The organism is Brooklawnia sp., from assembly GCF_032229645.1.
Classification (GTDB): domain Bacteria; phylum Actinomycetota; class Actinomycetes; order Propionibacteriales; family Propionibacteriaceae; genus Brooklawnia.
The window spans coordinates 1-13412 of sequence record NZ_JAVTWX010000043.1 but is presented as its reverse complement, the minus strand read 5'-3'; the positions used below and the strand labels follow the sequence as shown (position 1 = coordinate 13412).

Sequence of the window (13412 nt, the reverse complement as noted above, 5' to 3'; positions counted from 1 at the left end):
AACAGCAGCGTCACAGACGCGACAGAACACCAGAACCTCGCTCAGCAAGTCGCTGCACGAGGTTCTGATAAGGACATCTAAGTGGAGGTGGCGGGAATTGAACCCGCGTCCTGATGAGGCGCTGCAGACATTCTCCGGGTGCAGCTGACTAATCGTTCTGCTCGGCCCCTGCACTCACGTCAGCATGTTGCAGACAGGCCCAGCCTGGTTTAAGTCCCGATCAGCCCTCCAAGCTGGAGCTGATAAGCAAGCCTTCTAAATGAGGCCAGGAACCGGAGCGAAGGCTACATCCGGGCTGACCCTTCGGTCACTGCTCAGGCAGCGAGAGCGAAGTCAGTGCGCTTTGCGTTGGCACTTATTGGTTCCCAAGGGACATTTACGAGTTGACCTTGGATTCTCGACCCGCTTCTCCTGGAACTACCATCCCCAGTCGAAACCAGTCACCCCCCTGTTAAGTTGTCACTACCTCAACAATAGCCCAGCGCACAACATTCCCTTCGGGCGGACGAGGTCGTCGTCCGCCCGACAAACACATCCCAGGCACCTCGCAGCTTTGGCGTGGCCACCGCTTGCGAACCGAACTGGCCGAGGCTCGGGGCCACCTCAGCCCAGCTTGCCGACGACGCTCTGCGCGATCGCCGCCTGTGCCTGAGCCGACAGCGTCGTGCCATCGCCAAGTGCAGGCTGACCCAGATCCACGTAGACTCCGCCCACCGAATCGACTGCGGCACGCAGCGACTCGCCGTGCAGGGTGACCCAATACGGCACCTGGGTCTCGGTGGTCACTGTCGACAGCGCAACCAACTGGGCGTCCGGAAGCGCCGCGCGCAACGCAGTGAAGTAGCCCTTCGACTGCTCGGTGATCGAGAAGTCGCCGTCGGCGATGCCGCCGAAGGTGATCACCAGGTCGGGCTTGTCCGCAGCGATCGCATCGACCGCACCACCGAACGGCGTACACGGCACTCCTGCGCTGCAATCCCGCGGTGTCGCGATGAACCCACGTCCGGGCGCCGACAGATTCGTGACGCTGCCCCAGTTCAGTTGTTGGGTCGCAGGCCCTACCCAGGTGCCCGCCGGGTCACCAATCGAGTATGAATCGCCGATGATCACCACCTTCAGCGCTCCCGCGGCCGGGGAGGATACCGAAGGTTCTACAGAAGGTTCGTCCGAGGGTGTGGTGGCCGGGGGCACTTCGGCGGTGGGCGCATGTGAAGCCGAGGTGACCGGGCGCGGGGTCGCAGTAACGCTGCCGTTTGACCGACTGCGCATCAGAGCGGCCCCACTCACGACGGCAGCGATTAGCCCCAGGACGACCAGCGCAACGATGTCGAGCCGGACGTGGCGAGGTGAATTCATTGGCTTCCTTCCCAACGCGCCGGTCTCAGCGCAGCGGCGGCGGTTGGCCCGCGATGCCCCACCACATTATTCTAGGACCGGAGGCCTGACCTGGCCATCGCGCGAGCCCTCGTCCCGGCGTGCGTCTACGGCGACACATGTGAAGCTTGCAAAGAACAAGGAAGCATAAATGGAACTGCAGCAATACCTGCGCATACTGCGTGACTACTGGCGTAGCATCCTCGCGTCACTTTTCGTGTGCATCGCGGTCGCTGCCGGTGTCACCCTGCTACAGACTCCGACCTATTCCACGTCGGCATCGGTCTTCATCACTGTGGAAAGCGGCGGCACCGCCGGCGAGCTCTCCCAGGGCGCGAATTACGCCGAACGCCAGGTGAACTCCTTCATCAATGTGACGACCTCTGAGCTCGTGCTACAGCCCGTGATCGACCAATTGGGCCTGTCCGAGACCCCCCGTCAGCTCGCCAAGGCACTGGCGGTGTCGTCCCCGGCCAATACCTCGGTGATCAAGATCGCGGCCACCGAGACCTCGCCAGAGCAGGCGGCCCTGATCGCCAACACGGTTGCCAGCCAACTGGTGCAGGCGGTCGGTGACCTCGCACCGCCAGGCCCCGACGGCACCGGACTGGTGTCGGCAACCGTCATCGACAATGCCCCTGTGCCGGTCAGCGCGGTGAGCCCGCGCGCGACCACCAACCTCGCGCTCGGTGCCTTGCTCGGTTTGCTTCTCGGCTTCGGCCAAGCGGTGCTGCGCAGCATGCTCGACACTCGCATCCGCACGACCGCCGATATCGAGCAGGTGACCGATGCCCCGGTGCTTGCCACCATCGGTCACCGCGAAACCGAAACCGGAGGCGCTGCCGGCGTCAGCGAGCAGCAGTGGGCAACTGCCGAGGCCTACCGCCGGCTGCGCACCAACGTCGGTTTCGTGGGCCTAGGCGGCCAACGGCGCTCCTCGATCGTCATTACCTCGTCGCTCGGCTCCGAGGGCAAGACCGAGACCGTGGTGAATCTGGCCCGGGTGCTGGCCAAAGCGGGTTCGACGGTGCTGTTGATCGACGCCGACCTGCGCCGCCCACAATTGGCGGCACGGATGGGCATCGACAGCGATCTCGGCCTGTCGGACGTGCTCACCGGACGAGGCCCGATGTATGACTTCGTGATTCAGGCCGCACCAAACCTCACCGTGCTACCCGCCGGCACCATTCCTCCGAACCCTTCCGAACTGCTCGGCTCGGACGCCATGGCCCACCTGCTGACCGCGGTGGAAGAGCACTACGACTACGTGTTGTTCGACACTCCCCCGCTGCTACCGGTCACCGACGCTGCCGTGCTGTCCGCCAAGGCGGGTGGTGCGATCGTGATCGCGCGCTCCGGAGTCGTGCGTCGTCCACAGCTCGAGGGTTCACTTGAACTGCTGGAGGCCGGCGATGTCACGCTCTTCGGCCTGGTGCTGAACGACGTGCCGATGACATTGCGCTCGCACTACTACTCCACCTATTACAATCCGGCGCATCGGCAGGGCGAGGAGAAGCCGGCCAAGCCCGCGCGGGCAGCAGCTCCCAAGCGCAGGCGCGAGCTGTCTCCTAGCTGAGGTTTCTCGGGCGGACGCTGGTGCCCATCCCAGTCGCCGTGGCTGGACCGCTTTCCTCCCCGATCAATTTTCCCCCCGCCATCCGGATTGTGTAGATCTGGGGCCCGTCAAGGGTCGCAAAGCTTCACAATGAGCAACTTCCCGCAGGCAGCTCAGATGAACTCGTCCGGATCGTTGCCAACCCGCAGACCCGTGTCCAGGCCGGCGATGCGCTCAAGTTCGTCCCCGCTGAGCTCAAAGTCGAAGACGTCGATGTTTTGACGTATCCGTTCCTCGTGGACCGACTTCGGAATCACGATCAGACCGTTCTGCAGATGCCACCGGATGATCACCTGCGCCGCGCTCTTGCCGTGCGTCGCCCCGATCTCGGTCAGCAGCGGATCGTGCAAGAGCGTGTTCGGCTTCGATCCCGGCCCCCAGCCCTGCCTGTCAGTGCCACCGAGCGGGCTCCACGACTGCGTCGCGACACTATGATCATCATCGAACGCCCTGGTCAAGTACTGCGGAAGATGCGGATGCAACTCAATCTGGTTCACGCTCGGAACCACACTCCCCCGATCCAACAAGGCTTGCAGATGATGCGGCTTGTTGTTCGCCACACCGATCGCCCGAGCCCGGCCCGACTCCGCGATCGCCTCCAACGCATGCCAGGTGTCGACGAACCGCTCAACATCCCCACGCGGCCAATGGATCAGATACAGATCGACATAGTCGAAACCCAGCCGCTCAAGACTCGCATCGAATGCCGCCAGCGCCGAGTCGTACCCCTGATCGGCGTTCCACAGCTTCGTCGTTACGAAGATCTCCTCACGTGGCACGGACGACGACCGAACCGCCTTACCCACCGCAGCCTCGTTACCGTACGCGCGTGCAGTGTCGACATGCCGATATCCAGCCTCGTCAATAGCGAAACGCACCGCGCGCTCGGTCTCATCCTCACTGGCCTGCCACACTCCCAGACCCAGCTGCGGCATCTGAACGCCGTTGTTCAGCGTGACCAGCGGTACGGGAGCCGGTGAACCCGTGCCTGCCGTCACCTCCGGAGCCTCATTGAAACGCAGCGCCCTGCTCGTCCGAACACGTCCATCAGCCCGATCAGCCATCTCTGGCCCCCTCCGTCAGTTTCCCCAGATCCGCACCCGGGGTCTTGTCCCCAACGGTAGTCGCCAGCAAATGCCGGCAGCCGCATTATCGAGTTCAGTTTGGTCGCTATAGGTGACCAAACTGAACTCGATAATTGGCGGGACCGTCATGCGGGCGGGCCGTCTGTTGATGGCGGCATGAATCAGCTCCACGCTTTGCCTCAGTTTCGCCAGCGCGACCCGCAGGGTCGAGGCAGCGATACCTTCAATCTGCGCCACACCACTAGCAATCGCCTCCGACCCGGCCGGCCAGATCGTCAAGAAGATCGTCCACTATCTCCTCCTCATAAGCCGAAAAGCCTGGCGGCATGCGCCACGGCTGGGCACCGGGCAGCCGCAGCAGCGACTCCACGATGCGCCACCCGGCCATATCGCCGTCGGCCCTCACCCATAGACGGGCCCGCCGAGCGATTGATGCCAGCAGCAGCTGAGCAGCCAATCCCGGAACCCCGAAGGTGCAGATCAGCGGACGGCACGACGCCCCGAACCTGTCGGCCGCCGCCTCCACGATCGAGGGATTCTCGCACACGAAGACCTCGGCGACTCCGTCGGCCAGCCGCCAATCACTGCCGCGCAACGACCGCAGCGTCAGCCAGACCGGTTCGGCTTCGACGGCGGCGAGTTGCACGGCGGCACCCTCGCCCACCAGCGGCAGATTGAGCACCAACACCTGGGAGGAGACCTCATCGCAGGCGATGCCCCGGGCGGCCCATGCCTGCCGCCACAACGCCGAGTCGCCGACCGGGTCCTGCCACGGCTGCGGTTCTCTGTCGTCCAGTTCTCCGCCACCCCACTCCCGATCACCGACGACACCCGACACGAAGCGCGCGACCGCTCGTCCGAGCGGACGAGACCGGTCCAAGGCATGAGCGTCTCCGAAGAGCCGGGCCGCCAGCACGGGCAGCCGCTCCGCAGATTCGCCGGTCGCATCAAGAACGCGGACGATCTCCCGAGCCCGTGGCGTCCACTCGGTCGCACCTACCAGACAGCGGGTCACCACCTCGTCCGGCACGCTCGGCTCGGCCTCGCGCAGGATCGCCCGCGCTGCCGACTGGTCGGCCTGTTTGGACAGCAGTTCGGCGGCCCGCTCGTCCCGCAGGTTACGAAGCGGTCCACCGCATGCTTCGAGCAACTCGTCCAGGTCGACCCCGTGGCCGGCCAGCCCGGATTGCAGTTCGCCCAATCGCAACGGCTGCGCCGACAGCTGCCAGCGGACGCTCAGCATCTGCCCTATCTCGCGTCGCTCGCCGTCTGTGAGCTCCAGCTTGATCAGGGACCGCGGGCCGAGGGCACCCCGTTCTCGCCTGCTGCGGATCTCGGCCAGCAACCGGGCCGGGCCAGGTTTCTTCGCCCAGCTCATCACGTGTTCGGGGATCACAGCAGAGCGTCCTGATCGGGTGATACCTGCCCGGCCGCATCACCGTCGAGCCACGACAGCGGCAGTTCGACGGCTTCCAGGGTGTTGCCCGCCCAGAGCTCGGCGATCAGGTCAGCTCCTGGTTCGGGAGCCGGTGCACGCACCACCTGGTAGATGGCGGCGGTCGGCACCACCGCGACATTCACCAGACGCCCAGGACCGGCCAGCAGCACATCGAGATCGAAACGCTGCAGAAGGCGCATCACCATCGATCTGTTCCGCGGATCCAAGCCATCGAAAGCCTCATCGAGCCACAACGGACGAGGAGCCTGCGGCAAGCGCCGGTATTGCGCAGCGAGCGCCGCAACCAGCGGCAGCATGAGCATCACAGCGCGGGCGCCACCCGAAAGCTCGGCGTAGCGGCGGGTGGTCAGCGGCGCCCAGCGGCCCGCACCCACCCGGTGTTCCAGCGAAATGTCGTACCAGCTCCGGTAGTCGAGATGCTCGGCAAGGGCGCCGTGCCAGCCCGCCTGGCCCTCGTCGCTGGCGGCGCGTTTGGCTTCGTCCACCTTCTGTTTGAGGAAGTCACGCACCTGGGTGGCCACCGCGGGGTCACTGAGTCCAGGTCCACTGACAGCGTTCACGATGGCGGCGTTTTGCCCCGGCTCCAACCGGATACGCAACGTGGTCTGGTCGGTCTCGGTGGGATGGTCGCGCAAGACCTCGTTGATGTCGTCGATCAGCGCGCCGGCCTGCCCGATCCGCTCGCGCATATGCTCCAGGAAGGTAGATCCCAGCAGCCGGTCAAGGGTCTCGCGCACCGACTCGCCGTACTGGGATTCGAGCGCGTCACAGACGTCACGCAGATGCGGACCGGCCTGGCCGAGCGGCAGCGTCGTCCCGTTGGAATCCACCATCACCTCGACGCGAACCAACGGTTCATCGGGGACGAGCTGAATGGAGCGTCCGCTTTGCTCCAGTGCGGCGCGGGTGTCACGGGCCTTGGCGTCCAGATCACGCCTCAAGACCTCGACCCGGTTGCGGTTGGCATCGGACGCTGTCGGTTGCGCCGGATCTTGCCAGTTGCGCGGGGTCAGCTGGCGGCGCAGTTCGGCGGCCTGCGCGCGGACGTGGTCCACTGCGGCCGAGTGCGGTTCCGGCAGTTCGAGCCCCAGCAGGGCCGCCAGGTCGCGGTCGAGCAGTTCACGCAAGCGCTGATGTGCCTCGGCTCGCAGGGCCGCGGATTGCTCCCGGCGCCCGGCGACATCGTCGAGTTGCTGCTGGGCACGGGCTTTGCGCGATGCAACGGCAATCCGCTTGGTGTCGAGGTCTTCTCGCTCGGCTTCGGCCTGCCTGGTCTCGGTCTCCAGCCCGGTCAGCCGATCGAGGATCTCGGCGTCATCGGCGTTGATCGCGTCGCGCAATGCGTCGGCCTGCGCCGCGGCCTGCCGATGCGTCTGGGTGTCGCGCTCCAACTCGTGGTGCGCTTCTTCGGCTTCGGCGACGCGCTTGCGCCACTGGCGCTCGGTCTGCTCGGCGCGGACGGCCGCGGTATCGGCGGTACGCCTGACGGCCCGCCACGCCACGAGCGCGCTGCCGGTGGCGTGCAGCCGGTCTGTGACCTGATCGAGTTCGGCGGCGGTGGCCGGCAACTGGTATTCCTGGGCCTCGCGGCGCAGCTGTGCCCGGACACTGTCGGCGGCGACGCGGTCACGTCGCGCCTGGGCAGCGTGCCGATCGGCTTCCTGCTGGCGTTCGACCACAGCCTTGTCATTCACGCCGCAGGTGATCAATGCCCGCCACAACCGATCATCGCTGGGCGCACGGCCGAAGACCTCCCGCAGCTCGGCGAGCCGGCGTCCGCAGTCGTCGAGTTCGGCCTGGTAGTCGGCTGCCTGCGCCTCTTCTTGGGCCAATCGCTCCTGCAGTTCACCGAGCCGGCGGCGGCGTTGCGCTTCGCGGGCTGCCTCACCCAGCCATTCGGCATGGTCATGGCGAGGTGCGGCGCGCCCGCTGAGGGCCGAAGTGCGCCATCGTCCGTCGAGCGCGATCGCAGCACCACTGTCCGGCAGCGGCTCATCGATGCTGCACAGGGCGACCGCATTGAGAACCCTTTGCACATGCGGCGCCAGCTCGCCCGCCTCCGGCGCCACCTGCAAGACCATGCCCAGGTGCCGCGGCTTGTCATCGTAGGTGCCCGGGTCGAGGAACACATCGAAACCGTGGGGCTGCTTGGTGCTCGCCCACGCGTCCAGCAGTCCGCTCGCCGCCAATGCTGCTTCCACGTTGGCGAGTTGTTCCGCAGGAACACCGTCGACCGGATTCACCAGCTTCCACATCGGTGCGCCATCGGCCGTACCGCGGTCGCGACGCTGCCACAGCGTTGGCGCGTCCGGTTGGGCCACCGGACGCTGCTCCAGCTGGACGATCTCGCGCCTGGTCTCCGCGATCTGCTTCTTTACCGTAGCCAGCTGCGCTTTCACCTGCTCGCGGCGAGCGGTCAGCAACTGCGAGCGCGGCTCAAAGTAGTCGCGACGCAGCATGTCGGTGAGCCGGTCGTGGCCCTCCAGTTCGGTTGTACGCGCAAGCGCGGCCGTCCAGCCTGCCACCAAGCCGGCGACCTCGGACGGCGCCCAAGCCTGCAGCCCCTCGGCCACAGCGGCGTGCTCATTCTCAGCGTCCTGCCAGGACTGCTCGGCGAGCGTCTTGGCCGCATCGGCCGCATGCTGGCTGACGTCGGCGGCCTTCTCTGACAGCGCAGCCCGCTGATCTGCCTCCTGGGTCCGCCTGACCAGGCGCATCACGGCCGCCACCTGCGATCGGCGTTCGTCGCACTGCTGCTCGGCCAGTCCGGGATCCAGCGGCGCAGCCAGGGTCAGTCCGGCGGCGTGCGCGGCTCGTCTGACATTCTCGTCGTGCGTGTTCAGGGCCTCGATCGCCGCGGCCTGCTCGGAGGCGGCCCGATCATGGTCTGCCTGGGAGTCCGCCGCCCGCGATCGGGCTTCCTGGTGGCGGGTCGTCGTCCGGTCGAGGGTCTGCTTCGCCTCGGTGGCTCGTTGCCTCTGCTGTTCGGCGCGCTCCAGGCGAGAACTCGCCTCCCGGAAGGCGGACGACGAGCGCAGCGCCTCGGCCTGAGCGCGGCTCGTGGTGGCCTGCAGATGCGCCTGCTGGCGCGCCGCGCCGAGATCGGCTTCGAGCTGCCGACTTGCGCCCAGTTCGTTGTCGGCCGTGCGTTCTTCGCGCGTGATCGCGTCGAGCGCCGTCTGCCTGGAGGCAACCTCGTCGGCGCGCAGCCGCAGCAGCGCACGCGCCCACGGACGCCAGGCGTCGCGCTCGAAGCGGGCGATCTCTGCCGTCGCGTCCTTCGCCCGCTCCAAATCGAGACGCAGCTGGTCGAGTTGATCCCATCCCCGCGCGAGTTCTTCGATCTCCGAGCGATCAAGTTCGGGAAGCGAATCGCGCAGGTGGCTGGTGACGAAGTCGACTTTGAGCTGGGCACCCAGTTTCGGCTGCCGGGTCACCTTCAGCAGCTTGCCGATGCTCTCGAGCTGGGCGACGCTGCCGCCCAGCAGCCGGGCGGCAATAGCCTGCTTGTAGGCCGCAGCGCTCGGCTGTTGATCGAAGCCCGGCGCGTGAATGTCCTTGGGTGTGCGCACGGCACGGCCGTCGGTCAGCTGCAGTTGATCGCGCACGCGGCTGCCCGAAGCGGTGCACCAGGTGAGCCTGGTGTTGGCGCTTCCCGTCCGCGCGGAGGCGTAGAGCAGGGTCGTGAAGAACTCGGGAACCCCGTCATGGATCCGCCCGTATTCCACCCACAGCCAGCCGTGGTAGAACGAGGCTTCCGCGTCGCGGCGATCGCTGTCGCCGCTGGGACGAACGTAGTAGGCGAACTGTTTGCCGGATCGTCCGAGGGTGTCGATCTTGTCGCTGGAGGTGTCTGCCAGCCACGGAATCAGCGTGGTGAGAGCCATCAGGGACGATTTGCCGGTCTCGTTGCGTCCCATCAGCTGCGCCCAGCCGCCGGCATACCAGTATTCGACCGCCTCGAATTCCCAGAGGTTCACCACACCCGCGCGCAACGCCTGCCAACGCGCGAGTTGCGGTTCGGGCAGTCCTCCGCTGGTGAAGGCTTCGCGCCAGCCCTGCAGGGCGGCATCGTCCACCTGGTTCGTCACGATCCCTCCATTAGCATCTGCTGCCCGCCGGATTCCCGGGTGGTTTCGTCGGTGGTCTCCCCGGCAATCTGGCCTGTGCTCTCGCCTGTCGAAAGCTGGGCGTCTCGGTAGCGCCCGGCCAGCGGGGTCAGCGTCCAGTCGTCATCGCTGGTGCGCAACAAGCCCAGTTCGGCAAGCCGGTGGCCGACGGCGGCAACCACAGCGGCCGGCGATTCGCGCAGTTCGGCGGTCAACCGAGAGCCGCCGTCGGCCCAGACATCGGCGGCCATCCGGCGCACATCGGCCAGTGGAAGTGTGCGGAAACTTCCCTCGGTGGCAGCTCCGATCCTCTCGATCATGGCCAGCGCGGCCCAGTCGCGGGCGCTGGCGGCCGGGAAGCCCAGCAACAGCGAATCAGGCAACTCTCGATCGGGCGGAATGGACAGCACGATGGCGTCGGCGCGGGATTCGACCGTTCCCCCGGTCATCTGCTCGGCGAAACCGGCCAGCCGGAGGCGCTGGCCGGTCAGGTAGGAGCGGTCATCGTCGTCGAGTTCGCCCGGATACAACGCCTGCGTCTCGATCATCAGCCGCAGCAGTCGCTGGCGGCGGGTGTCGTCATCGTCGGCTGGCGGACGAAGCGCCAGGTCGACATCGCCGGTGTCGATGAACAAGACCAGGGCGTCACGGTGAACACGGTAGCCGGCACCGATTCCCTGGCCACTTTGAGCCCAGCCTTCACGCAAGATGTCGTCGGTGAGGCGTTCCAGCACTCCCTGGCCCACCAGCCAGTCCATCGCCGAGATGAACAGCGTGCGATGCCTGTGCAGATTCGGGTCGTAGGGCCAGCCGCCACGTCCGGCCGCACTGAGCCGCACGGTATCGGAGAGCTCCTGCAAGGTGATCGAGTCGTCCCGGTGGTCGTCGAGGCAGGCCGCCGCATAGAGGACGAGCAGCAGCAAGGCCCGCTCCGGTGGCAGGCCTTCGGGCTGGGCGACGGTACCGGCGATCGGTGTGCGCCTCAGCCGGTAGCACTGATCCAGGTGGGCCAGCTGGTATCCGAGCCGGGCGCACCAGACGCCGAGAGTGTGGGCGTGGCGATGCACCAGGCCATAGCCGCCCGGATCCGTCCAGGCAGTGACAACGGGGTTTGCCAGCAAGATGAGGAATGCGCGCTGCTTGTCGGCGTCGTCGGCGCGGGTCAATGAGACCGTCACGAAACGACCTCGACCTGCGCGTCGGGCAGCACCAATCGTCCGCCAGGCGTGGTGATCACGGCCGAACCGTCCAACGGAGACAGCCGCAAAGTCCACCGTCCGTCGGCGCTGTGGGCTTCGTCCGGGCGTCCGTCGGCGCCAAACCGGCGGGCGTCGGCGACGAGTTCGAGAAAGAGCTCGGCTTCGGCCTCGGTGAGCGGTTCCCACTGGCTCAATGCGGTCCCAGAACGCCGCGCCAGGCGCCGCGCCGCACGGTCAAGATCGGCACGAGCCGCATCGGCAGCGCGGCGCGCCTGCAAGCGGGCAGCCCGCCGATCGACGATGCCGGGGGCTCGTCCGCCCAGCGACCGGGCACCTTGCGAACGCAGCCTCCGCGAGATCGGCACCGGCTCGGCGTCCCAGATCGAGACACGGGCGGCCTGCGCAATCTCGGGCGCGTCGTCACAGACATGCCTGGCCGAATACAGTCCGGTGGCCGCGCACCACACGCTCCAGGCGGACGCGTCGTCGGGTGCCGACTCGATCGCATCCGCCAGCCGCAACAGGTCTGCCTTGCGTGAGACGGTGCCGCCGATGGCCAGCAGCGCACGGTGCCCGCGCAAGACCGGGGCGACCGCGTTGCGGCTCTGGCGCCGCAGCCGGGTCGACTGCGGCAGCGCTCCGCTGAACCAATCAGCCAGCACCTCGACATCGGCTTTCATCTCACGGATGGCGTCGTCCAGTAGCGCATCGGAGGCGTTGGTACCGAGCCGGACGCGCGCCATGCCACGCCAGCGGTCGTCGCCGATCTGTCGCAGCGCCGCCACATGCCCGGCGATCGGTGCGGACCAGGCGTCGATCCCGGCTCCCCACATGTCGGTATAGGTGAGGATCGTTTCCAGCACCCGGGTGGTCTTCTCCTCGGTGGGCGAGCCCCCGAGCGCGACGGCCAGGCGGGTCTGCCATTGGACGGCAGCGTCGCTCATCGCGTGCACGGTGGTCTGGACCTGGGAAAATTCCTGGCTGGCCACTGCAGTTTCGTCGGCTTGAATTGCCTCGATGGTGGCGGTGAGCCGATTGAGTACGGTGAGCGGCGCCAGTAGGACGGCGGTCGAGGTGGTGCCTTCCTCGGCCTCAAGCGCCCTGACGGCAGCATTCAGTTGGTAGCCGGCATCGCTGAGCTGGTAGCGGCGCCGGTTGCGCAAGAAATCTTCCTGGGTTTCGGCGCGATCCTGCCAGCAGGTGCAGGTGCCCCAATCCACCAGCTGCTGCAGGCGAGCCTCCAACGACAACTCATCAAGCAGCTGGCCAGCAGATTCTGGTGGCAGCCGCTCGGCGACAAGTTGGCGCACTGTGTCGAAGCCGACACCTGTGAGAGTCACGTTGCGCTGGTCGTGCAGAATGTCGACCAGCAGCCGGTACTGCTTGGCCTTACTTCCGATCAGGTAACCGGCTGCGGTTATCGCCCCTGGCAACGAGGTCAGCATCCAGGCGGACGAGGCCGACTCGGACAAGCCCGAGGACTGAGCGGTCTGGGACATCGGCTCGGAGTGGGTGGACACGTCGATCACCTCCTGCACGGCCCAGCCTAGATGCTGGCGGCTGGTGTAGCGGCTTTTGGCCGGTCAGGGCGCGGAGTTCACTTCGCTAGGGCCCTCGATAGTTGGGAGCTCCCTCACCAATTTCCCTGAAACCGGCGCCCTGGGTCACCATCCTCAACGCTGATCGCGATGCGGACGAACAAGCTCCGCGCGAAACCGGGACCGTAACAACCCGGCGGGACGGCGATATCCGCTAGCCGCTATCCGATCTACCCCTTGATAGTCGGGAACGAAGTCCGAGGATTACGACAACGATGCTGAGTCCGATCCACCCTCCGATCGAGTTCGCCAGAATGTCACTGGCGTCGGCGTCGCGTCCCGAAAGAAACAGCCACTGGGCGAACTCGATACCGGCCGACAGCAGCGGAAGGATGACGTACCCAAACCATCGCCATTCCGGCGCCAGCAGCCCCGCGAGTAAAGCACCCAGCGGCACGAACATGGCCACATTCGCTGCTACTTCAAGTTCCCAATAGCCGAAAGACTCGGAGACACCGAAGCGATGAAGAACCGATAAGGCTGCATCAATCACTGCACCGCGCCCCGCATCGAACGGGGTGGGATTCAAGGTGATCGCAAGAGCAATCACCAGCATCCCGATGAAGCCGACGATGCTGGCGCGCCGAGCCGATGTCATTGGCCTAGCGTAGTTCGCGGGTCCCGGCGCCACGCCATTTGCTTTGCCGCCGCCCCCGCCTGACACCGCTTTGAGACAGGAGCATCACATGGGCCTCACGCTCACCGCCGCCAGGCTTTTCGACGGCATCCAGGTACATGAGCCGGGCCTCATCCGGATCGACCAGGGTCGCGTCGCCGAGGCCGGCGCGCTGCGTGGTCACGTCCCTGCCTCAGCCATCGATCTTGGCGGGTTAACGATCGCGCCCGGATTCATCGATGTGCACTGTCATGGCGGCGGCGGGGAGTCGTTCGGGGTCAACCCCGAGCCGGCTATCGCCCTGCACCGCGCACATGGAGTCACATCGGTCGTGGCGTCGCTGGTATCACAGCAGCT

General features: G+C 66.3%; 8 protein-coding genes, 1 other RNA gene and 1 pseudogene. 2 read left to right on the top strand and 8 right to left on the bottom strand.

What is annotated here, in order from left to right; genetic code table 11:
- Positions 1-79: 79 nt before the first annotated feature.
- Positions 80-448, bottom strand: a transfer-messenger RNA (tmRNA) gene (gene ssrA / locus AAFP05_RS02890).
- Positions 449-603: 155 nt separating this feature from the next.
- Complete coding sequence (locus AAFP05_RS02885; RefSeq protein WP_341728353.1) at positions 604-1356, bottom strand: hypothetical protein; 753 nt, start codon at positions 1354-1356, stop codon at positions 604-606.
- A gap of 169 nt (positions 1357-1525) precedes the next feature.
- On the opposite strand from AAFP05_RS02885, the gene AAFP05_RS02880 reads away from it, so the two are divergent.
- On the top strand, positions 1526-2950 hold the full coding sequence (locus AAFP05_RS02880; protein ID WP_341728352.1) for a polysaccharide biosynthesis tyrosine autokinase: 1425 nt from the start codon (positions 1526-1528) through the stop codon (positions 2948-2950).
- Between the two features lie 152 nt (positions 2951-3102).
- On the opposite strand, the gene AAFP05_RS02875 is transcribed toward AAFP05_RS02880, so the two are convergent.
- The 6 genes from AAFP05_RS02875 to AAFP05_RS02850 form a co-directional block, all read right to left on the bottom strand.
- On the bottom strand, positions 3103-4053 hold the full coding sequence (locus AAFP05_RS02875) for an aldo/keto reductase (protein ID WP_341728351.1): 951 nt from the start codon (positions 4051-4053) through the stop codon (positions 3103-3105).
- A gap of 262 nt (positions 4054-4315) precedes the next feature.
- Positions 4316-5470: a TIGR02679 domain-containing protein gene (locus tag AAFP05_RS02870; protein ID WP_341728350.1), complete on the bottom strand. Its 1155-nt coding sequence runs from the start codon at positions 5468-5470 to the stop codon at positions 4316-4318.
- Entirely contained in the window at positions 5467-9624 is a 4158-nt protein-coding gene (locus tag AAFP05_RS02865; protein WP_341728349.1) for an SbcC/MukB-like Walker B domain-containing protein, read from the bottom strand. Before AAFP05_RS02865 ends, AAFP05_RS02870 begins: the two co-directional genes overlap by 4 nt.
- Positions 9621-10820, bottom strand: a complete 1200-nt coding sequence (locus AAFP05_RS02860; RefSeq protein WP_341728348.1) for a DUF2398 family protein — start codon at positions 10818-10820, stop codon at positions 9621-9623. Before AAFP05_RS02860 ends, AAFP05_RS02865 begins: the two co-directional genes overlap by 4 nt.
- Positions 10817-12361, bottom strand: a complete 1545-nt coding sequence (locus AAFP05_RS02855) for a DUF2397 domain-containing protein (protein WP_341728347.1) — start codon at positions 12359-12361, stop codon at positions 10817-10819. The genes AAFP05_RS02860 and AAFP05_RS02855 overlap by 4 nt, the downstream gene beginning before the upstream one ends.
- Before the next feature lie 232 nt (positions 12362-12593).
- Positions 12594-12995: a VanZ family protein gene (locus AAFP05_RS02850; RefSeq protein ID WP_341728346.1), complete on the bottom strand. Its 402-nt coding sequence runs from the start codon at positions 12993-12995 to the stop codon at positions 12594-12596.
- 130 nt (positions 12996-13125) lie between these two features.
- Here AAFP05_RS02850 and AAFP05_RS02845 point away from each other — a divergent pair.
- Positions 13126-13412 (top strand): annotated as a pseudogene (locus AAFP05_RS02845) (hypothetical protein); the annotation flags it as partial.